Source organism: Azoarcus sp. Soil_N_20 (assembly GCF_057656155.1).
In genome coordinates, this window is the sequence record NZ_JBDGKX010000001.1 from 311,161 (window position 1) to 330,606 (window position 19,446).

At 66.8% G+C, this 19,446-nt stretch carries 13 protein-coding genes; 4 read left to right on the forward strand and 9 right to left on the reverse strand.

What is annotated here, in order from left to right:
• Positions 1-84: 84 nt before the first annotated feature.
• Complete coding sequence (locus AC3A35_RS01495; RefSeq protein ID WP_487434047.1) at positions 85-1,212, reverse strand: AI-2E family transporter; 1,128 nt, start codon at positions 1,210-1,212, stop codon at positions 85-87.
• Between the two features lie 8 nt (positions 1,213-1,220).
• Positions 1,221-2,585, reverse strand: coding sequence for a hemolysin family protein (locus AC3A35_RS01500; protein ID WP_487434048.1), 1,365 nt, complete (start codon positions 2,583-2,585; stop codon positions 1,221-1,223).
• A 612-nt stretch (positions 2,586-3,197) separates the two neighbouring features.
• Between AC3A35_RS01500 and AC3A35_RS01505 the strand changes: the two genes are divergently transcribed.
• Positions 3,198-4,160, forward strand: coding sequence for a TerC family protein (locus AC3A35_RS01505; protein ID WP_487434049.1), 963 nt, complete (start codon positions 3,198-3,200; stop codon positions 4,158-4,160).
• A gap of 27 nt (positions 4,161-4,187) precedes the next feature.
• Here AC3A35_RS01505 and AC3A35_RS01510 read toward each other — a convergent pair whose 3' ends face one another.
• The 6 genes from AC3A35_RS01510 to AC3A35_RS01535 form a co-directional block, all read right to left on the reverse strand.
• The gene (locus AC3A35_RS01510; RefSeq protein ID WP_487434050.1) at positions 4,188-4,403 is read right to left on the reverse strand and encodes a hypothetical protein; all 216 of its coding nucleotides are present in this window, start codon (positions 4,401-4,403) and stop codon (positions 4,188-4,190) included.
• A 342-nt stretch (positions 4,404-4,745) separates the two neighbouring features.
• Positions 4,746-5,945 carry an ABC transporter permease gene (locus AC3A35_RS01515; protein ID WP_487434051.1) on the reverse strand — a complete coding sequence of 400 codons (1,200 nt, stop codon included), beginning with the start codon at positions 5,943-5,945 and terminating at the stop codon, positions 4,746-4,748.
• A 6-nt stretch (positions 5,946-5,951) separates the two neighbouring features.
• A complete protein-coding gene (locus AC3A35_RS01520) occupies positions 5,952-7,160 on the reverse strand; it encodes an ABC transporter permease (RefSeq protein ID WP_487434052.1) in 1,209 nt (402 codons plus the stop codon).
• On the reverse strand, positions 7,157-7,852 hold the full coding sequence (locus AC3A35_RS01525; protein ID WP_487434054.1) for an ABC transporter ATP-binding protein: 696 nt from the start codon (positions 7,850-7,852) through the stop codon (positions 7,157-7,159). The genes AC3A35_RS01520 and AC3A35_RS01525 overlap by 4 nt, the downstream gene beginning before the upstream one ends.
• 11 nt (positions 7,853-7,863) lie before the next feature.
• Positions 7,864-9,012, reverse strand: a complete 1,149-nt coding sequence (locus tag AC3A35_RS01530) for an efflux RND transporter periplasmic adaptor subunit (protein WP_487434055.1) — start codon at positions 9,010-9,012, stop codon at positions 7,864-7,866.
• Positions 9,013-9,312: 300 nt separating this feature from the next.
• Positions 9,313-11,043 (reverse strand): glutamine--tRNA ligase/YqeY domain fusion protein, encoded by a 1,731-nt coding sequence (locus AC3A35_RS01535; protein ID WP_487434057.1) that lies wholly within the window; start codon positions 11,041-11,043, stop codon positions 9,313-9,315.
• A gap of 271 nt (positions 11,044-11,314) precedes the next feature.
• Here AC3A35_RS01535 and AC3A35_RS01540 point away from each other — a divergent pair, with 271 nt between their 5' ends.
• Together AC3A35_RS01540 and AC3A35_RS01545 are read left to right on the forward strand one after the other, a co-directional pair.
• The gene (locus tag AC3A35_RS01540) at positions 11,315-12,637 is read left to right on the forward strand and encodes a mechanosensitive ion channel family protein (protein WP_487434058.1); all 1,323 of its coding nucleotides are present in this window, start codon (positions 11,315-11,317) and stop codon (positions 12,635-12,637) included.
• 198 nt (positions 12,638-12,835) lie between these two features.
• A complete protein-coding gene (locus AC3A35_RS01545; protein WP_487434059.1) occupies positions 12,836-13,501 on the forward strand; it encodes a YiaD family glycine zipper/OmpA-like lipoprotein in 666 nt (221 codons plus the stop codon).
• Between the two features lie 63 nt (positions 13,502-13,564).
• Here the strand turns inward: AC3A35_RS01545 and AC3A35_RS01550 are convergent, their stop codons facing one another.
• Complete coding sequence (locus AC3A35_RS01550; RefSeq protein WP_487434060.1) at positions 13,565-16,837, reverse strand: DEAD/DEAH box helicase; 3,273 nt, start codon at positions 16,835-16,837, stop codon at positions 13,565-13,567.
• A 459-nt stretch (positions 16,838-17,296) separates the two neighbouring features.
• Between AC3A35_RS01550 and AC3A35_RS01555 the strand changes: the two genes are divergently transcribed.
• On the forward strand, positions 17,297-19,444 hold the full coding sequence (locus tag AC3A35_RS01555) for a hydantoinase/oxoprolinase family protein (protein WP_487434061.1): 2,148 nt from the start codon (positions 17,297-17,299) through the stop codon (positions 19,442-19,444).
• Positions 19,445-19,446 lie beyond the last annotated feature (2 nt).

Consider the following 19,446-nt stretch of genomic DNA (forward strand, 5'->3'; position numbering starts at 1 on the left):
CCCTGCCGTCGGCGGATTGCCGACGCCAGAGCCCTAGTTTTCCGCTTCACCCGTGGGAGATGCGGTCCGTCTGCAAGCGCTCGCTCATCCGGCATGGTCGGTATCGTCCGGGATGGGCGGCCCGGCCGTTGACTTCGTACCCGCTTGTTTCGCAGGGCGCAGGTCTGCGTCCTCGAGCCACTCGCGCCACACCGCCATCAGCACCGCGAGGACGACCGGGCCGAGGAACAGTCCTACCAGGCCGAACGCCGCCAGCCCTCCGAGTACGCCGAACATGACCAGCAGGAAGGGGATCCGGGTGGCGTTGCTGATGACCAGCGGGCGGACGAGGTTGTCCACCCAGCTCACGACCAGGATGCCCCACAGCAGCAGCGTGATGCCGCCGGCGGTGTCGCCGCTCACGAGCAGCCAGATCGCGATCGAGCCCCAGGCGAACGGCGTGCCGAAGGGGATCATCGCGATCAGCGCCGTCACCGCACCGAGGAGCACCGGCGCCGACACGCCGACCCACCAGTAGCCGAGGCCGGCGACCACGCCCTGGGCGAGCGCGGTCGCCACCAGTCCCCACACGACCGCCTTGGTCATGCCGCCGACTGCGGCGAGGTAGTCGTCGACCCGCCCGCCTAGAAAACGATGCAGGACGACGTGCACCTGGCTCAGCACGTGCTCGCCATCGCGATACACAAAGAACACGGTGATCAACGCAAAGCCGAGCTTGGCCGCGTTGCGCCCCACGTCGCCGATCAGCGCGAGTACGTGATCGGCCCCTTGTCCCGCCCATTCCGTCACCTGCGCGCGGAAGGCCTCCGGGTCGCCGGTGATGCCGTCGATCAGGCTCTGGAGCAAATCACCCACCCAGGGCAGGGTCCGGACGAACTCCGGCAGTGCGAGGGTGTTCTGCCGGACGTGGGCGGTAACGTTCGCGATTGCCATGCCAACCTCGCTGCGCAACAGGACTGCCATCCACAGTGCAGGCAGCACAAAGGCGGCGCTCAGCAGCAGGGTCATGAGCAGCGCGCTCAGGGTCGGATGGCGGACCAGCCGGGCGCGCAGTGGATGATAGAGCGGCCAGGTGGCAAAGGCGATGATGATCGCCCACGCCACCGGCACGATGAACAGGTGCAGCACGCCATAGCTGAGCAGCAGCAAGCCGCCCAGCAGAAAGCCGAGGATGACTCGGCGGACGACCTTCTCGGCAACCTGGTCGATCATGCCGTGACTCAGTGCGGCGCTGCGGGGGCGCCGGTCACCCGCTCTGCAGCCAGGTTCGGGGGCTGCGATTCGGCCGCTTCGCCGGCGGAGGTTTCCGGCAGCGGACTTGCCAGAACCTTGTCGATCCGTTTGCCGTCGAGGTCGACGACTTCAAGACGCCAGCCTTCCCAGGTCGCGATATCGCCGGTGTTCGGCAGGCGACCGAGCAGCCACATCACCATGCCGGACAGTGTGTGGTAGCGGCCTTTTTCCTCCTCGGGGACGGTCTTGAATCCCAGCCGATCCTTCAGCTCGAGAATCGGAATCAGCCCGTCGAGCAGCCAGGAGCCATCCTCGCGCTGCATCGCCCATGCCTCCTCCTTGTTCTGGGGCATGAATTCGCCGGTGACCGATTCGATCACGTCATGCACCGTGACCATGCCTTGCACCTCGCCGTATTCGTCGATCACAAACACCATGTGGGTTCCTGAAGTACGAAACTGATCCAGCAACTCCATTCCGGTGAGCGATTCGGGCACATAAACCGGGGCCTGCAGTTCCTGGGTGAGATCGGCCTTTGCGCCGCGCAGGGTCTGGTTGAACAGCTGCTTCGAACCGATGATTCCGAGGATGTCGTCCAGGCCCCCGCGACATACCGGGAAACGAGAATGATCCGACTCGGCCATGAGGGCGAGGTTCGCGTCCAGCGGGCGATTCACGTCCAGCCAGACGATGTCCGAGCGTGGCACCATCAGCGAGCCGATCTGGCGATCGTCCAGGCGAAAGACGTTGCGCACCATCTCGTGTTCGTTCTTCTCGATCACGCCGGCTTCCGAGCCTTCGTCGAGCATGGCGTGGATCTCCTCCTCGGTGACGCTCGGGCCGCTGACTTCGCGCTGGCCCATCAGCCGCAGCACCAGGGCGGTGGAGCCGACCAGCAGGTGGGCGAAGGGGCGTGACGCAATCGACAGCAGGTACATCGGCCGCGCGACCAGGCGGGCGATGCCCTCCGGGTTGATCTGGCCGATGCGCTTGGGCACCAGCTCACCGATGACGATGGAGACGTAGGTGATCACCACCACGACGAGCACGGTCGAGCCGATCTCGCTCGTTCGTTGCTCCATGCCGAGCGTTTGCAGCCAGTCCGACAGCGGGCCGGCCAGCGCCGCCTCGCCGACGATGCCGTTGAGGATGCCGATCGAGGTGATGCCGATCTGGATTGTGGACAGGAAGCGGGTCGGCTCCTCGCCGAGCTTCATGGCGATGGCCGCTGCGCTGTCGCCATCCTCGGCGAGTCTGGCGAGTCGGGCCCGGCGCGCGGTGACGAGCGCGATCTCCGACATGGCGAATGCGCCGTTAAGGATGATGAGGGCGATGAGCAGGAATATTTCCATGAGGCGCTTTCAGCGAATGAAGTGGGGACGTGCGCGAACCTGCCTGCAGGCATGTCCGAAAAAAGGAGAGGCGGCGGGGTGGTCCGTGCCGGGCCGGCGGCGTGCTGCGAGCCGGTGGTGACGGGGTTTCACGCGCGGACGACGCGATGCGGCTGCAGGCCATCGCGGGCAATGGTCGCGGGCAACATCGGCCGCAGGCGTCGGGGTCCGAGGCGATGGATTCGCCCTCGTCCGACGGCTCGGATTCGAGATCCGGTGATAGGCGGGAGCAACTCATAGTGCGGGGTGCTGAAACCCCGCGCGAACCTTGATCGGTTGAAACAAGGGCGATCATGCCGCAAGTCGCTGTCCTTGTCACCGTCCGACCACGTGGCGCGGCTTGACTTTGCCGTGGCGCAGCATAGACTGGCGCGGATCAAGGGGAGTAGCTTTTCACGCCGCAGCGTCGTCAACACGGCAGGTTCGTTCAACGACGACCTCCCGGTGCTGCGGGCAACGACCAGTCGTTGCAAGCGAGACCTTGCCCAAGGGCAAGGTCTGTGCGCAGAGAGCGTCATCAGGGTCTGTGTCCTTCGGGAACAGGCCTTTTTTGCTTTCTGATCGGAGCGCTTCATGGAATCAATCGGTACGTGGTGGATGTGGGCAGCGTTTGCCGCCATCGTGATGGCGATGCTGGCGCTGGATCTGCTCGTGTTCAAGGGCGGCCAGCAGCATCGGGTATCGCTGAAGGAGGCGGCTGCCTGGTCGGTGGCCTGGGTGTCGGTTGCGCTGCTGTTCGCCGCCGGGCTGTGGTGGCATCTGGACGACAGCTTCGGGCGCCTTGTCGCCAACGACAAGGCGCTGGCCTTCCTGACCGGCTACCTGGTCGAGAAGTCACTGGCGGTCGACAACGTCTTCGTCTGGATGATGATCTTCAGCTTCTTTGCCGTGCCGCTGGAGTTGCAGCGGCGGGTGCTGCTCTACGGCATCGTCGGTGCGATCGCACTGCGCACGGTCATGATCTTCGCCGGCAGCTGGCTGATCACGGAGTTCCACTGGTTGCTCTACGTGTTCGGTGCCTTCCTGGTGGTCACCGGCATCAGGATGGTGTGGTTCGCCGAGCACGATCCCGATCTGTCAAACAACCCGTTCATTCGCTGGATCCGCAATCACTACCCGGTTACCGACCGGCTTGAAGGCGAGCGTTTCTTCGTCATGCGTGACGGTGTGAGGATGGCGACGCCCTTGCTGCTCGCGCTGGTGTTGGTGGAAATCTCCGATGTGATCTTCGCGGTCGATAGCATTCCGGCGATCTTCGCAATCACCACCGACCCGTTCATCGTGCTGACCTCCAACCTGTTCGCCATCCTGGGCTTGCGCGCGATGTACTTCCTCCTTGCCGACCTGGGCGACCGCTTTTCGCTGCTCAAGTACGGCCTCGCCGCGATCCTGGTGTTCATCGGCACCAAGATGCTGATCGTGGAGTGGGTGAAGATCCCGGTGCTGGTATCGCTGGGCGTCGTCGCCTTACTGCTCGCGTTGTCGGTCAGCGCGAGTCTGTGGCATTCCGCGCGCGAACAGGCGCGTACCGGATGAGCGCGCCGCACCCGCCCTCCGTGGTTTTCAGCCTGCCGGGGCCCTTCGTCTCGCCGGCTGCTTTGCGAGGAGCGCCGCGTGCTCTGCGGACAAGCCGCTCACCGGGGTAAAGCAGCCCTCGAGCGGACATTCCCTGCCTGGCGGGCACTCGTGTTCGCGAGCGCATTCCGTCTGGGTTTCATCGAGCAGGACCATCTCTTTCACGGCTTCGCAGCGGCCGAGGGGGGAGTCAAAGAAGCTCATGATCGTCTCCGTCTGTGCTGATTGTCACGGTAGCGGCAAGCCGCCCCTTTACTTCGACTTTAGGCGGTCTATGCGCGTCTCGCCGGGTGATCTGGTCTCCGGTTGACCTGGCTCAATCCTGCCGTCGCGCATCCGCGCCGGGACCGGCTGCGTGCACCGCAGGTCGAGATACGGGCCCTGGTCCCGTTGCCAGCCGGCGCCGGGTGAGGCCTGGGCGCAATGACGCCGGCCGTCGACCCGGCTCTGCCACCAGTACCAGGGCGCGGGCGCCGCCAGCGCTCCGGACATGGCGGTCGCGGTGATCAGGAGGAGGGCGTGCCGGCGTGAACGAGCGTACATGGCCTATTCCGCGCGCAATGCATCCACCGCATCCAGCCCGGCGGCGCGGCGTGCCGGAAGCACGCCGGCAACGAGGCCGATCAGCACCGCGACCGCCTCGGCGACAAAGACGAAATGCCACGGCGTGGTGACCGGGAGCGCGGGAACGAAGACGCCGACCACTTGTGCCAGCCCGGCACCGATGACCAGACCGAACAAGCCGCCGACGGCGGCGAGTGCCACCGCTTCGCCGAGGAACAGGCCGAGTATGGTGCGACGGCGCGCGCCGAGCGCAACCAGCAGGCCGATCTCGTTGGTCCGTTCTGACACCGCGATGGTCATGATGGTGACGATGCCCACTCCGCCCACCAGCAGCGAGATGCCGCCGAGTGCGCCGACCGCGGCGGTGAGGATGTCGAGGATGTTGGACAGGCTGGCGAGCATGTCTTCCTGCGTGGTCAGGGTGAAGTCCTCGCGGCCGTGGCGCGCCACGAGAAGCTTCTTCACCTCGGCGGCGACGCGTGCCGCGGGCACCTGTTCGCCATAGGTGACGTTGATCTCCATCAGTCCGTCGCGGTTGTAGAGCGAGAGCGCACGCGCGGTCGGGATATAGGCCGTGTCGTCGAGGTCGATGCCGAGGAACTGGCCCTTGCTCTCCATGACGCCGATCACGCGATAACGTTCGCCACCGATCTGCAGCCGTTCACCGAGCGGATTGCCGTTGCCGAACAGTTCGCGCTTGAGGGTGGCCCCGAGCACCACGAACGCGCGCGCGTTGGCGGCGTCGTCGGGCGGCAGGAACTGGCCGACCCTGACCGTCATCGAGAACACGCGTTGCATGTCGGCGCCCACGCCGAGGATGAAGGTGCGGCGCACGCGCCCGTTGGCACGGACTTCCGAGTTGCCCGACACCGCAGGGGTGATGCCGGTGACGAAGGGCGCGCGCTCGAGCGCCGCGGCGTCCTCCAGGGTGAGTTCGCGGGTGGTCGAGGGCAGGCCGGGCGGGCCGCCACGCGTGCCCTGCAGGCCCGGGGTGACCTTGATGATGTTGGTGCCGAACTGGGTGAACTCCTTCAGCACGAACTGGTGCAGGCCTTCGCCGATCGAGGTCAGCAGGATCACCGCGGCGATCCCGACCCCGATCCCGAGCAGCGTCAGGAAACTGCGCAGGCGGTGGGCGGTGAGCGCGCGCAGGGAGAGCTGGAGGAAGTCGCGCCAGAGCATGATGGCCTAGCGCTTTGCCAGCGCCTGAACCGGGTCGAGCTGCGCGGCCCGCCGTGCCGGGAGCACGCCGAACAGCAGGCCGGTGACGAGGGCGGTGCCCAGTCCTGCCGCCACCGCCCAATCCGGCGGCCACGCCGGCAACACCGGATAGGCCAGCCGGATGCCCCAGGCGCCCACGTGACCAAGCCCGTAGCCGACCAGCGCACCGCCGATCGACAGCAGCGCGGCTTCGGTCAGGAAGGCCAGGCGGATGTCGCGGCCGGTGGCGCCGAGCGCCTTGAGCAGGCCGATCTCGCCGGTACGCTGGGTCACTGCCACCAGCATCACGTTCATCACCAGGATACCGGCGACAGCGAGGCTGATCGCGGCAATGCCGGCCACCCCCAGGGTGAGCGCGCCGAGGATGCGGTCGAAGGTGCCGAGGACCGCATCCTGGGTGATCAGGGTCACGTCGAGTTCGCCTTCGCGGCGTGCGCGCAGCAGCTCCTCGAGCTCCTGCTGCGCCGGGCCGAGGGCCTCGCGACTACGGACCTCGACCATGATCCGGAACAGGGTGTTGGTGTTGAACATGTTCTGCGCGGTGGCCACCGGCACGATGACCAGTTCGTCGTTGCTCATCCCCAGTCCCTGACCGGCCGGGGCCATCACGCCGATCACCCGCAGCCGGGTGTCGCCGACCCGCACCATGCGCCCGACCGCGGCCTCGCCGCCGAACAGCTCGCGGCGGAGCTTGTCGCCGATCACCGCCACCGCGCCCGCGCGGCCGAGATCCTCGCGCGGCAGGAAGCGGCCCTGGGCAATACTGAAGTGGCGGATGTCGACATAGTCGGCGCTGGTGCCGAGCACCATCACCTCGCGCAGCTTGCCGCCGACCGCAATCTCCGAGTTGCCCACCGACAGTGGCGCCATGCGGCTCACCAGGGGCGCGCGCAACAGCGCCGCGGCATCGTCCACCGTGAGGTCGCGCGGCGTGCTGGTGATGAAACTGCCGGCGGTGACGCCACCGGTCTCGTTGCGTCCCGGCAGCACGATGATCAGGTTGGCGCCGAGCGAGGCGAACTCCCCCACCACGTAGCGCCGCGCACCGTCACCGAGCGCGGTCAGCACCACCACCGCCGCCACCCCGATCGCCATGGCCAGCACCATCAAGCCGGTGCGCAACGGATAGCCGAGCGCGGCGCGAGCGGCAAAGCGAAGGGTGTCGGCCGGTGTCATTGCAGCGCCGCCTCACCCCGCACATCCTGGCTGAGCGCGCCGTCCTCCATCATCAGGCGGCGCCGCGCCCGTCCCCCCATCACCGGGTCGTGGGTGACCACGATCAGCGTCATGCCCCCCGCATTGAGGGCTTCGAGCAGCGAAGTGACTTCCTGTCCGGTATGGCGGTCGAGGTTGCCAGTCGGCTCGTCGGCCAGCAGCATCGCCGGCTGCATGATCGTGGCACGTGCAATCGCCACCCGCTGACGCTGGCCGCCCGACAACTCGTCCGGACGGTGAGTGGCTCGCTCCACGAGGCCGAAATCCTTCAGCGCGCGATCGACCCGGTCGGTTCGTTCGGCCACCGGCATGCCCGCCAGCATCAGCGGCAGGGCAATGTTCTCGGCCGCGGTCAGGCGTGGCACCAGATGAAAGCTCTGGAACACGAACCCGATCCGGCTGCGCCGCACCGCAGCCTGCTCGTCGGCCGACAGCGTGGTGACGTCGCGGCCCTCGAGCCGGTAGTGGCCGGCATTCGGACGGTCGAGCAGGCCGAGCAGGTTGAGCAGCGTGGATTTGCCCGAGCCCGAGGGCCCCATCACCGCCACGTATTCGCCGGCCTCGATGGTGAGCGATACCGCATTCAGCGCATGCACCTGGCTGTCGCCGAGGGTGAAGATGCGCTCGATCCCGTCCAGTTCGATCTGCGCCATCGCCGCCCCGCTCAGCGCGCCGCGCCGTCGGCGACGACCCGCGCACCCACCTTCACCCCTTCGCGCTCGAGCGAGGTCACGATGCGCTCGCCGGCGACAAGGCCCTCGAGCACCTCGGTCTGCTCCCAGTTGGCGAGCCCAGTCTTGAGCGTGCGTTCGGTGAGCACGCCGTCGACATCCGGCACCAGCACCCGGTTGCCTTCGCGGATCGCTGCGGTCGGAATGCGCAGGGTGTCGTCGCGGGTATCGAGCACGATCTCCACGTCGGCGCTGTAGCCCACGAGCAGGCCGCGCGCCTCGTCCGGGTGGTCGAACTCGACCTCGACCTCGACCGTGCGCGCCTGTTTTTCCACCACCGTGATGTAGGGCGCGATGCGTTTGACCGTGCCCGCGAAGATCTTCCCCGGTAGGGCCTCGAGACTGATCCGCACCGGCAGGCCAGGCCGGATTCGAGGCGTGTCGATCTCGTCCATCGGGGCCTTGACGTAGAGGCAGGAGTCGTCGATCAGGTCGATTGCCGGCGGTGTCGGCACGCCCGGCGGCGACGGCGTGGAGTACTCGCCGAGCTCGCCGGTGATCTTCGCCACGGTACCGGCGAAGGGGGCAACCAGCACGGTGCGCTGGCGGTCGGTGGCGGTGGCGGCGATCTGCGCCTCTGCCGTGGCCACGTCGGCGCGCGCGGATTCACAGCTCGCGCGGCGCGCACGGGCTTCGGTACGGGCCTGTTCTTCGGTGTTGGCCGAAACGAAGCCGCGTTTGACCAGCGCGGCCTGACGTTCGGCCGCGCGCTCGGCGTTGGCAGCGACGGTGCAGGCTTCCTGCACGCGACGGCCGGCGGTGACGAGCTGGGCGCGGTTTACCGCGAGGCGCGCCTCGAGATCCTGATTCCACAGCCGCATCAGCACCTGTCCGGCCACCACCCGGTCGCCTTCCTTCACCAGCAGGTCGTCGATTCGACCGCCGACGATGGTGGACATCCTGGTGCGCTGACACGCCTCGACTTCGCCGGCGCGGGTGTTGGCGATACTCGCTTCCACTCTGCCCCGGCCGACTTCATGCATTGCCACCGCAATCGGCGTGGGTCGGGTGAACCACCAGCCGGCTGCAGCCAGCAGCGCAAGGACGATGACAACAGGAAGCAGGCGGCGGGCAAGTGTCATGGCGACAAGTTTATCAGTGTTGGCTGATGGCGCCGCCCCCGACCGCCGCCATGGCGCAGATCCGCCGGAGAACGGCCCGGGCTTTCGGGCGCCCTCGGGACGCCCGCCGCGCCGGGCCCCCCGGGCGGGCCCTAGGAGGCTGTCGGACTTGAGGCTGATCTACTGCGCCAGTGGGAGAAGCGGTCCATATCCGCCCGTTTTTTCGTTGCATGGAATGACTATGCGCCTCAAGAACGGCCGAGTCTGTCCTCGCTTTCCCACTCGGGTCGTGACGATCGCTCAAGCCCGACAGCCTCCTAGCTACTTGCCGCTCTTCGTCCACGAGTCCTTCAAGGTGACGGTGCGGTTGAACACCGGCGCACCGTCGATCGAGTCGCGACGGTCGGCGACGAAATAGCCGTGGCGCTCGAACTGGAAGCGGTCTTCGGCCCTGGCGCTGCGCAGTGCGGGCTCCAGCCAGGCGGTGACGACGCGCCGGGAGTCCGGGTTGATGTCGTCGAGGAAATTGCGCTCGACCCCTTCGACGTCCCCCTCGCGGCGCTGGCCAGGGTGCGGATGGGCGAACAGCCGGTCGTAGAGGCGCACTTCGGCCTTGTAGCCGTGGGTCGCCGAAACCCAGTGCAGGTTGCCCTTGACCTTGTAGTTGTCGGCGCCGGGGGTGCCAGAGCGCGAATCGGGCATGTACTCGGCCAGTACCGCGACCACCTTGCCGTCGGCATCTTTCTCGCAGCCGGTGCATTTGACCACGTAGCCGTAGCGCAGGCGCACGGTGTTGCCGGGATAGAGGCGGTGGAAGCCCTTGACCGGTTCTTCCATGAAATCCTCGCGCTCGATCCACAATTCGCGTCCGAAGGGCATCTCGCGCTTGCCCAGCTCGGGTTTGAGCGGGTGGTTCGGGGCATGGCACAGCTCGGCGTGGCCGACGGCGTAGTTGGTGAGCACGAGCTTGAGCGGGTCGAGCACGGCGACCCGGCGCTCGGCGGCTTCGTTGAGGTCGTCGCGCATGCACTCCTCGAGCACGCTCATGTCGATCCAGCCGTCGGACTTGGAGACCCCGATGCGGTCGGCAAAGCGGCGGAAGCCGGCGGCGGTGAAGCCGCGCCGGCGTGCTCCGATCAGCGTCGGCAGGCGCGGATCGTCCCAGCCCTCGACATGGCCCTCGTCGACCAGTTGCACCAGCTTGCGCTTGGACAGGACCACGTAGGTGAGGTTGAGACGGGCGAATTCGATCTGCTGCGGCAGCGGGCGCGGAAAATGGCCGGCGCTGGCGAGTGCGTCCAGCAGCCAGTCGTAGAACGGGCGCTGATCCTCGAACTCGAGCGTGCAGATCGAATGGGTGATGCTCTCGATCGCGTCCTCGATCGGATGGGCGAACGTGTACATCGGGTAAATGCACCAGTTGTCGCCGGTGCGGTGGTGGGTGGCGTGGCGGATGCGGTAGATCGCCGGGTCGCGCAGGTTGATGTTGGGGCTCGCCATGTCGACCTTGGCGCGCAGGATATGGCTGCCTTCGGCAAACTCACCGGCACGCATGCGGGTGAACAACTCCAGGTTCTCGACGGTGCTGCGGGTGCGATACGGGCTGTCCTTGCCCGGCTCGGTCAGGGTGCCGCGCAGCGCACGCATCTCGTCGGCGGACAGCGAGTCCACATAGGCCTTGCCGGCCTTGATCAGTGAGACTGCGCACGCATACATGATGTCGAAGTAGTCGGAGGCGAAGTACAGGTGCTCGCCCCAGTCGAAACCGAGCCACTGCACCGCCTCGATGATCGAATCGACGTACTCCTGTTCTTCCTTCTCCGGGTTGGTGTCGTCGAAACGCAAGTGGCAGACGCCGTCGTAGGCTTCGGCCAGGCCGAAATTCAGGCAGATCGACTTGGCGTGACCATAGTGCAGGTAGCCATTGGGCTCCGGCGGGAAGCGGGTTTCCACGCGGCCGGCCCATTTGCCGTTGCGGTTGTCCTCGTCGATCAGGTTACGGACGAAACTGCTTGCTGCAGCGGGGGCGGACTTGGTGTCGTTCGGCTTCATCAGGTAGGGCGGATCCGGGTTTGCGGCGCAGTGTGCGCCGGGTTGGGTTCAGGTTTGGGGCAAATTGTAGCCGATGCCCTGCGTCCACCGGCTCACCTTGTGGGTGGCGGAGCGGCGCACCCGCCCGCGCCCGCCCTACCGGGATCGGCGATCCGGACCCACGCCGCGAGCGCCGTGGAGTGCGGCACGGTCGGTCGGTGCGACGCATCGGGTTAAGATGTTCTCGACAACGACCGTGCGGCGATGATCTCGGCGCGTCAAGGAACACTGCATGAATGAACAACTTGCCCTGATTGTCGGCTGGCTGGAACGGCATCCGCTCAGTTACACCGTGACCGCCCTGTTGGTACTCGTCGTGCTGGCGTGGTTGTCGAACTGGGTGACGCGCCACGTCCTGTTGCGCGGCTTGCGCCGGCTGGTCCGCGCCACCGTGCTCGAAGCGAACCGGGAACTCACCCCGCTGGCCATGGTTTCCCGGCTCGCCAACGTGATTCCTGCACTGGTGATCACGCTCGGCATCAAGGCCGTCCCCGATCTGCCTGCGGCGGTGGTGGTGGTGGTCGAGAATGTGAGCACCGCCTTCATCGTGCTGACCGTGGCCCTGGCGCTGGGCGATGCGCTCAATCTGGCCAATGCGCTCTACCTGCGCCGACCCAATGCCCATCTGCGGCCGATCAAGGGCTATGTGCAGGTGGTCAAGATCGTGATCTACGTGGTCGCCACCATTCTGGTCGTCGCCAGTCTGATCGACCGCTCGCCGCTGATTCTGCTCTCCGGCCTCGGGGCCATGGCTGCAGTGCTGCTGCTGATCTTTCAGGACACGCTGCTGTCGCTGGTCGCCAGCGTCCAGCTCAGCTCGAACGACATGGTCAGGGTCGGTGACTGGATCGAGATGCCGCAGCTCAATGCCGATGGCGACGTCATCGATATTGCGTTGCACACGGTCAAGGTGCAGAACTGGGACAAGACCATCACCACCATCCCGACCAAGCGGATGATCTCCGATCCCTTTCGCAACTGGCGTGGAATGCAGGAGTCCGGCGGTCGCCGCATCAAGCGCAGTCTTTATATCGACCAGCACAGCATCCGTTTCCTGAGCGACGACGAGCGCCACCGGCTCGACCGCTTTGCCCTGCTCGATGGCTACCTTGCGGCCAAGGAGGCGGAGCTCGACGCCTGGAATGCGAGCCTGCGCGGCGGCGAGCGCGATATCGTCAATCGCCGCCGGGTCACCAACATCGGCACCTTTCGCGCCTACGTCGAGCGCTACCTGCGCCGGCATCCGGGGATCCACCAGCAGATGACGCTGATGGTCCGGCAGCTCGCGCCCACCTCGGACGGCCTGCCGCTGGAGCTGTACTGTTTCACCAACACCACCGCATGGCTGGCCTACGAGAGCATCCAGTCGGACATCCTCGACCATCTGCTGGCGATCCTGCCCGAGTTCGGACTGCGCGTGTTCCAGCATCCGAGCGGCGCCGACATGCGGGCGCTGGGGACGAGCCTGGCGGTCCCCGTTGCGCTGCCGACGAACGCGGACGAGCGCCGCCGAAACCCTGGGCAGCAACTCGCCGGCGCCCCGCTGGACGATTGAGGGCCACGGTTCGAGCGCGGCGACCTGACCGGGCTTCCCCGCCTTCAATGCGTTGCGCGCCTCGAGTGCCGCCGCGCGCCGTGCGCTTTTGTCGGGTCCGCGAACCGATACGCATTGTTGCACTCGAAACTGGAAACGACTGTCTGCTCCGCGGGACAATGGTTTTGCTGTATCTCAAGATAAACGGAGGGTTTTGCCATGAAAAGAATAATTGTGTCCCTGAGTGCCATCACGCTTGCACTCGGCGGCTGCGCGAACATGAATGAAACTCAGCGCGATACCGGAACGGGTGCGGCCATCGGTGCGGTGGCCGGGGCCGTGCTGGGGGCGGCCACGTCGGGCAAGAGCAATCGCGGCGAGGCGACTGCGATCGGCGCCGCAGCGGGCGCCGCGCTCGGCGCCGGCGGCGGCTATCTGTGGTCGCAACGCATGCAGGAGCAGCGTGCGGCGATGGAGCAGGCGACCCAGGGCACCGGTGTCGGCGTGAGCCAGACCGCCGATAACCAGCTCAAGCTCGATATTCCCAGCGACATCTCGTTCGATACCGGTCGTTACGACATCAAGCCCAACATGCGCCCGGTGCTCGATCGCCTGGCGGGCAGCCTGAACCAGCACACGGTGACCACCGTGAGTATCATCGGTCATACCGACAGCACCGGCTCCGATGCGGTCAACAATCCGCTTTCGGTGAACCGGGCCGCGGCGACGCGCGACTACCTGGTCGCCCGTGGGGTGTCCGGCGGCCGCATCAGCATCGATGGCCGCGGTGCGCGCGAACCCGTTGCCGACAACGGCAGCGCGAGCGGACGTGCGATGAACCGGCGGGTGGAAATCTTCATCGCCGAACCCGCCGCGGCACGTTGAGCCCCGCACCCGCCGGGAGGGCCGCTGGCCCTTCCGTGCGGGCGAGGACGCCCGGCCGCTTGCCTATCCCTTGACCTTCGGCAGCGGCGCCAGCAGCGCCGCGATGTCCGACTCGCCGAACTTGGCCAGCGCATTGGCGTCTTCCGACAATACCCCGGCCGCCAGTGCCGCCTTCTTGTCCTGCAGCGACAGGATGCGCTCCTCGATACTGCCGGCGCAGATCAGCTTGAACACGAATACCGGCTTGTCCTGGCCGATGCGGTGGGCGCGGTCAGTGGCCTGGTTCTCGGCTGCGGGGTTCCACCACGGATCATAGTGGATCACGGTGTCGGCGGCGGTCAGGTTGAGCCCCACGCCGCCCGCCTTGAGGCTGATCAGGAACACCGGCGCGCGGCCCTTCTGGAAGTCCTCCACCGGAATGCGGCGGTCGCGGGTGTCGCCGGTCAGGCTGACCCAGCCGATCTGCATCGCGTCCAGTTCGGCGGCGATCAGCGCCAGCATCTGGGTGAACTGCGAGAACACCAGGATCCGCCGCCCTTCGTCGATCAGTTCCGGCAGCATGTCCATCAGCATGTCGAGCTTGGCGCGCTCTTTCACCCGCAATGCAGCGGGCGACTTGAGCAGGCGCGGGTCGCAGCACACCTGACGGAGTTTGAGCAGCGCGTCGAGAATCACGATCTGGCTGCGCGCAAAGCCCCGGCTGGCGACCTCGGCGCGGATCTTCTCGTCCATCGCGGCGCGCACGGTCTCGTACAGGTCGCGCTGGCCGCCTTCGAGCGCGACGCTGCGCACGATGATGGTTTTCGGGGGCAGCTCGGTGGCCACGTCTTCCTTGCGCCGGCGCAGGATGAAGGGCTTGAGGCGGGCGGCAAGCAGGTCGCGGCGCACGGTGTCGCCGTGCTTCTCGATCGGGGTGCGCCAGGTCCGGGTGAATTGCTTCTGGTCGCCGAGAAAGCCCGGCAACAGAAAGTCGAACTGTGCCCACAGTTCGCCGAGGTGGTTCTCCAGCGGCGTTCCGGTCAGCCCGAGCCGATGGCGGGCCTTGATCTGGCGGATGACCTGTGCGCCCTTGCTGGCCACGTTCTTGACCGTCTGCGCCTCGTCCAGGATCAGCAGGCTCCACTCACGCGCCTGCAGCGCCTCGGCGTCGCGCCACAGCAAGGGGTAGGTGGTCAGTGCGACGTCCACGCCATCGAGTTCGTCGAAGCGGGCGTGACGGTCGGTACCGTGCAGATTCATGACCTTGAGGCGGGGCGCAAAGCGCTCGGCCTCGGCCTGCCAGTTGAACACCAGCGAGGTGGGCAGGATCACCAGGGCAGGTTTGTCGAGACGGCCGGCCTGCTTCTCGGTCAGCAGGTGGGCGAGTGCCTGTGCGGTCTTGCCCAGTCCCATGTCGTCGGCCAGGATGCCCGCCAGATCGTGGCGCACCAGATGCTGCAGCCACGCCAGGCCCTCGAGCTGATAGGGACGCAGTTCGACCTTGAAGCCGCGCGGCGGCTTCACGCTCCGGATGCCTTCGGCGTTGCGCATTTTCACCGCCAGCGCGGCGAGCGCGGATGCGCCGCGGCCGGGCAGTTCGAGGTCGGCGAGCCGGGTGGCGTCGAGGCGCGACACCCGCAGGTGCTGGTCGGGATTGTCGAACAGGTCGACCAGTGCCCGCACCAACGGCTTCAGGCGGCGCGCGGGAATGCGCAGGCGGCCGAGTTGTTCGTGGTGCAGGAAGATGGATTCGTTGTCGCCGATCAGATCCAGACCGCCGGACAGCCAGCGCCCGTCCTGCGCGAACAACTCGGTGAGCAGCGGCGCCAGTGCGATCGGCCGGCCATCGACCTCGATGCCGGGCGAGATGTCGAGCCAGCCGTTGTCAGTCTCGTCCACGTCGAGCACCAGCGTATCGACATCGATTGCGTGATGGCGGAAGTCGGCGGGCATCTCCACCACCCAGCCCTCTTCGCGCAGGGCGGGGACCTCGGTCACGGTGAAGTGCGCCCAGTCGTCCTCGGCGGACAGGCCCAGGATATGGCCCGGGAGGGTGTCGTAGCCGGCCTGTATCCTGCCTTGCGGCACCTTGGCCAGGCCCGCGCGGGTGAGGCGGCGGGCGGCGGCGGCCTCGGCCTGGGCGTCGCGCTCCAGCCGTGCAGTGCGGCCATCCTCGAGTGCATGGAAGAGCGCGGTGTCGTTGGCGTCGATGGTCAGGCTGCCGTAACGGAAGGCGAGCGTGGCGTAGTCGAACACCTCCACCCCATAACGCGGGTAGTTGCGGAAATTCACCCCGAATACGGCCAGCGAACCGACCCGCAGCACGGGGATGGCCGGTCCGCCGACCTTCACCGCCGGTGCGTCGCTGGTGGTGGGGCCGGGGAGCGCGGGCGCCACTTCCTGCAGCGTGTCGGCGACCAGTGCCGCCTCGGCCGGGGTGAGCGGCGGTAGCCACAGCAGGCGGACGACCTGTTCCGGCGGGGCGTCGAGCGTAATCGGGCCGGCGTGATGGCTCTTGCGGTCGACATACCACGGCGGTACCAGCGGCATCACCAGGTCGGCCGGCGGGGTGATGCGCAGGGCGGGGGCGCGGCGGCCGTCGGTGGTGGTCAGCCACTCCAGCCGGCCGGGGCGGGCGTCGCCGGCTTCGAGCGCCGGACTCATCAGATCGTCGAAGTGGGTCCGGCCGCTCGTCAGCAGATGTTCGAGCAGGGTCTGCGAATTGCGTCCTGCCAGCGGCAGGGCGGTTTCGTAATACAGCCCGCGCGGACGGTGTGCCCACAGCAGGCGCAGGATATCGAGGTCGAGGTCGTCGATGAAAGACGGCGGCGCGTCGAGCGCACGCTCGAAATTACTCCATGCTTCCGAACCCCTGACCTGGCCCTGGCGGTCGATCCGGACCTTGAAGCAGCTCACCGCGTACTGGCGGCTCTCGGCATGGAAGCGGATCAGGTAGTGCAGGGCATGGGTGGCGGAGGGCACCCGCGCCGGCTTGACCGCCGGCTGTGCCACCGCTTCGCGGAACGCCTCCACCCAGGCCAGCACCTGATCCCGCGGACGGTTGGGGTCCTGCCGTCGCTCCATCCATGCCAGCAGGGTGGCCGCCGCATGTTTGCAGTTTGCGCCGACCGGACAACTGCACGTCGACAGCAGTGCCCGACCCGCCCATGGATGGGCATTGATCCGGATGGTGACCTTGTACGGATGGCGGGCAGTGCCCTGCACCTTGGCCGACAGCGTGTCGCCCTCGAGCAGCAGCTCGCTGGTCGCCCGGACATAGTGCCGGCCTTTCTCCAGCTCGTGCTGGCCGAGCCAGGTACGGATGTCGGATTCCGAACAGGTATCGAACACGTTCATGCGGCAGTTTTCACTGGACAGGGCGAAAGGACGGAGACGTTGGGCAAGGGGCGCGTGAGGATGCGGCAAAGAGCGGAAGTGTACCCGGAAATGGCAAAGCCCCGTGAGGGCGCGGCTGCAAATGGCAGGGCGGCTCCTCTGAACGTCCGATTCGACCCTTTGGTGGCGAGCGCCGACAGGCAACGTGCGCAGGCCGTTCCCTGCCGCGCGCGACCCGCCGGCGGCGGCAGGGCCGCGAACCGGCGCGAACGTTCGATTTCCGCACGGTCATCCCGTTTCCGGCCGCTTCCTGTTTTCGTTCCCGATGTTGCGATGCAGCGATGAAACGTGCCGAGGTCGCGGTTTACAGGCTTCGTGCGGGTGCTGCGCCGCGCCAGGCCGGAGTGGGCACACGCGCTGCATTGGATTGGATGGGGCCGCCATACGGCACTCATCCAACCAGAAGGAACGGAGATAAACATGGAAGTTCAGGACTCAACCGTACAGGTGATGGGCATCGATGCCGGTGGCACGATGACCGACACTTTCTTCGTCCGTGCCGACGGACGTTTCGTGGTGGGCAAGGCCCAGAGCAACCCGGGGGATGAATCCCTGGCCATCTTCAACTCGTCCGAAGATGCGCTGGCGCACTGGAACCGGACCGTGGACGACGTCTATCCGGAGCTGGCGACCTGCGTCTACTCCGGCACCGCGATGCTCAACCGCATCCTGATGCGCAAGGGGCTCGACGTCGGCCTGATCTGCAACCGCGGCTTCGAGCAGATCCACTCGATGGGCCGGGCGCTGCAGAGCTACCTCGGCTATGCCCTGGAAGACCGCATCCACCTCAACACCCACCGCTACGACGAGCCGCTGGTGCCGGTGTCGCGCACCCGCGGCGTGACCGAGCGCACCGACGTCCAGGGCAAGGTCGTCATCCCGCTGCGCGAGGACGAGGTGCGCCAGGCCACGCGCGAGCTGGTGGAGGCCGGCTCCCAGGCCATCGTCATCTGCCTGCTGCAGTCGCACAAGAACGAAGTCAGCGAGCAGCGCGCGCGCGACATCGCCAGGGAGGAGCTGCAGAAGCTGAAGGTGGACATCCCCGTCTTTGCCTCGGTGGACTACTACCCGTCGCGCAAGGAAAGCCACCGGATGAACACCACCATCCTCGAGGCCTACGGCGCCGAGCCCTCGCGCCAGACGCTGAAGAAGGTCAGCGACCGGTTCAAGAAGCATGGCGCCAAGTTCGACCTGCGGGTGATGGCCACCCACGGCGGCACCATCAGCTGGAAGGCCAAGGAGCTGGCGCGCACCATCGTCTCCGGCCCGATCGGCGGCGTCATCGGCTCCAAGCTGCTCGGCGAGTACCTGGGCGACGAGAACATCGCCTGCTCCGACATCGGTGGCACCAGCTTCGACGTGGCGCTGATCACCAAGGGCAGTTTCGCGATCAAGTCGGATCCAGACATGGCCCGTCTGGTGCTGTCGCTGCCGCTGGTGGCGATGGATTCGGTGGGCGCGGGCGCGGGCAGCTTCGTGCGCCTCGACCCGTACAGCAAGTCGATCAAGCTCGGTCCCGACAGCGCCGGCTACCGTGTCGGCACCTGCTGGCCGGAAAGCGGGCTGGATACGGTGTCGGTGTCCGACTGCCACGTGGTGCTCGGCTACCTCAACCCGGACAACTTCCTCGGCGGCGCGATCAAGCTCGACGTGCAGCGCGCGCGCGATCACATCAAGGTGCAGATCGCCGACCCGCTGGGCCTGTCGGTGGAAGATGCCGCGGCCGGGGTGATCGAGCTGCTCGATCTCACCCTGTCCGAGTACCTGCGCGCCAACATCAGCGCCAAGGGCTACAACCCGGCCGAGTTCACCTGCTTCTCCTATGGCGGCGCCGGCCCGGTGCACACCTATGGCTACACCGAGGGCGTCGGCTTCAAGGACGTCGTGGTGCCCGCCTGGGCGGCCGGCTTCTCGGCCTTCGGCTGCGCCTGCGCCGACTTCGAGTATCGCTACGACAAGTCGGTGGACCTGGGGGTGGCGCAGTTCGCCAGCGACGCGCAGAAGGCGGCGGCCTGCGTCAGCCTGCAGGAAGCATGGAGCGAACTGGCGGTCAAGGTCATCGACGAGTTCGTGATCAACGGCTACAAGCCCGAGGACGTGTTGCTGATCCCCGGCTACAAGATGCAGTACATGGGCCAGCTCAACGACCTCGAGATCGTCTCGCCGGTGTCGACCGCGGCCACCGCGGTCGACTGGAACCGGATCATCGATGCCTTCGAGACCACTTACGGCCGCGTCTATGCCAACTCCGCGCGTTCGCCGGAACTGGGCTTCTCGGTCACTGGCGCGATTCTGCGCGGCATGGTCGTGACCCAGAAGCCGGTGCTGCCGGAAGACGCGGATGCCGGTCCCACGCCGCCGAAGGAAGCCTACCTCGGCACGCGCCCCTTCTATCGCCACAAGCGCTGGGTGCAGGCCTCGCTGTGGAGGATGGAGTCGCTCAAGGCCGGCAACCACATCGTCGGGCCCGCGATCATCGAGTCCGACGCCACAACCTTCGTCGTGCCCGACGGCTTCGAAACCACGATCGACAAGCACCGCCTGTTCCACCTGAAAGAAGTGAAATAAGG

What these genes read in the sequence shown, in the direction of transcription:
- AC3A35_RS01495 (WP_487434047.1), bottom strand. Translation starts at nt 1,212, where the DNA reads ATGATCGACCAGGTTGCCGAGAAGGTCGTCCGCCGAGTCATCCTCGGC.
- AC3A35_RS01500 (WP_487434048.1), bottom strand. Translation starts at nt 2,585, where the DNA reads ATGGAAATATTCCTGCTCATCGCCCTCATCATCCTTAACGGCGCATTC.
- AC3A35_RS01505 (WP_487434049.1), top strand. Translation starts at nt 3,198, where the DNA reads ATGGAATCAATCGGTACGTGGTGGATGTGGGCAGCGTTTGCCGCCATC.
- AC3A35_RS01510 (WP_487434050.1), bottom strand. Translation starts at nt 4,403, where the DNA reads ATGAGCTTCTTTGACTCCCCCCTCGGCCGCTGCGAAGCCGTGAAAGAG.
- AC3A35_RS01515 (WP_487434051.1), bottom strand. Translation starts at nt 5,945, where the DNA reads ATGCTCTGGCGCGACTTCCTCCAGCTCTCCCTGCGCGCGCTCACCGCC.
- AC3A35_RS01520 (WP_487434052.1), bottom strand. Translation starts at nt 7,160, where the DNA reads ATGACACCGGCCGACACCCTTCGCTTTGCCGCTCGCGCCGCGCTCGGC.
- AC3A35_RS01525 (WP_487434054.1), bottom strand. Translation starts at nt 7,852, where the DNA reads ATGGCGCAGATCGAACTGGACGGGATCGAGCGCATCTTCACCCTCGGC.
- AC3A35_RS01530 (WP_487434055.1), bottom strand. Translation starts at nt 9,012, where the DNA reads ATGACACTTGCCCGCCGCCTGCTTCCTGTTGTCATCGTCCTTGCGCTG.
- AC3A35_RS01535 (WP_487434057.1), bottom strand. Translation starts at nt 11,043, where the DNA reads ATGAAGCCGAACGACACCAAGTCCGCCCCCGCTGCAGCAAGCAGTTTC.
- AC3A35_RS01540 (WP_487434058.1), top strand. Translation starts at nt 11,315, where the DNA reads ATGAATGAACAACTTGCCCTGATTGTCGGCTGGCTGGAACGGCATCCG.
- AC3A35_RS01545 (WP_487434059.1), top strand. Translation starts at nt 12,836, where the DNA reads ATGAAAAGAATAATTGTGTCCCTGAGTGCCATCACGCTTGCACTCGGC.
- AC3A35_RS01550 (WP_487434060.1), bottom strand. Translation starts at nt 16,837, where the DNA reads ATGAACGTGTTCGATACCTGTTCGGAATCCGACATCCGTACCTGGCTC.
- AC3A35_RS01555 (WP_487434061.1), top strand. Translation starts at nt 17,297, where the DNA reads ATGGAAGTTCAGGACTCAACCGTACAGGTGATGGGCATCGATGCCGGT.